Annotated in this window: 2 protein-coding genes; one reads left to right on the top strand and one right to left on the bottom strand. The window is 46.1% G+C overall.

What is annotated here, in order from left to right:
* Nucleotides 1-484 precede the first annotated feature (484 nt).
* On the top strand, nt 485-1,075 hold the full coding sequence (locus PX484_RS06790; protein WP_287767970.1) for a PEP-CTERM sorting domain-containing protein: 591 nt from the start codon (nt 485-487) through the stop codon (nt 1,073-1,075).
* 92 nt (nt 1,076-1,167) lie between these two features.
* Here the strand turns inward: PX484_RS06790 and PX484_RS06785 are convergent.
* On the bottom strand, nt 1,168-1,238 hold a 71-nt coding region (locus tag PX484_RS06785; protein ID WP_288103233.1), incomplete at its 5' end, for a type II toxin-antitoxin system YoeB family toxin.

Here is a 1,238-nt window from a genome sequence, read left to right as displayed (position 1 = left end):
GCCCAGAGGGCCTCTAAACGCTGAGGAATTTTGCTAGGTAGGGGTTTACGATCCGTTACTTGAGAGATAGCTTGAACACGGGTTCCATAACTCATAAGTATTTTTCCTATTGTGTTGTGTCGTGGATAAAGGGTTACTTTAACTTAGGCGATGACAAGTTTCCTACTAACTTTGATGTTGAAGTCCGGTCAGAGGCTATTCTCCGCTTAATAATTTTGATCCCACGGCACAAGCTTCTCTGCGGTTTTTATCTGCTTGCGCCGGCCTCTTTTCCGATCAATTGGCAACACCAGCCTTAATCTTAAGAACAGATGATCGAGAGATTTGTATCAAAGATTACAAATATCCTAAACCCGATCTTCCACAAGCGATCGCACTGAGAAAACGGGTTTCTTTGAGAAACCTGTTTTCTGGACTTAAAAAAGTGATATTTGACAAAATCGGGGGGGGGTAAAATGCTGGTGGAATTTGCCCAAAATTGCCCATGAATTTTACAACTAACTTCAAATCTATCTCTCTGGCTGGTGTTGTCCTCGCTGGCACAGTTAGCGCGATCGCTGTACTGACTGTCCTCCCCGCCAGTGCCGCTTCCTTCAACTTCTTCCAAGGTGGCTACTCCGAAGGTGCTACCATCACCGGGATGTTTACCGGCGAAGATTTAAATAATGATGGTTTTATTCACTCCTTGGATGGTGAAGTCACCGACTACATGATGTCATTCTCTGGCAACTCCCTCGTCCCCGCCTTCTCCCACGGGCTGCCTGACTTCTTCGGGTTAGTTTATGTACTGGGCAGCGATATCGGCAACTTTTTTGATTCTGACGGGATAGCTTCCAGCAATGGCACAACTTTCTACGGCGCGTCAGGTGGAACTGAGCTCTATCCCGTCGATCCCAGTCTGCAATTTCCTGGCGGCAAAGTCGGGACATTCGCCGGTGCGCTCGATACTACCACTGAATTCGTCACTGTCAACACCGTTCCTGAACCGAGTACTGTATTAGGTTTAGGATTGTTAGGCTTGGGTGCATTGGTTAAACGCCAGTTAACGCCAAAGCCAGACAGCGACAAAGCTTAATTAGTTCCCCAATCCGTGTCATAGAAAACGGGTTTCTTTGAGAAGAAAACGGGTTTCTTTGAGAAACCCGTTTTCTGGAATACATAAGCTGTTTAAGTATAGTGATATCGTGCTGCTAAAAACTCAATGCGGTCATCTTTGACTCGATAGACTAGACGGTGTT

This window comes from Microcystis sp. M49636_WE2 (assembly GCF_030065375.1).
Taxonomy (GTDB): domain Bacteria; phylum Cyanobacteriota; class Cyanobacteriia; order Cyanobacteriales; family Microcystaceae; genus Microcystis; species Microcystis aeruginosa_C.
Note: the sequence above shows the minus strand (reverse complement) of the source record. Positions and strands in the feature narration are given on the sequence as shown.

Excerpts from the sequence above, each read along its gene's own strand:
- PX484_RS06790 (WP_287767970.1), top strand. The coding sequence starts at position 485 with ATGAATTTTACAACTAACTTCAAATCTATCTCTCTGGCTGGTGTTGTC.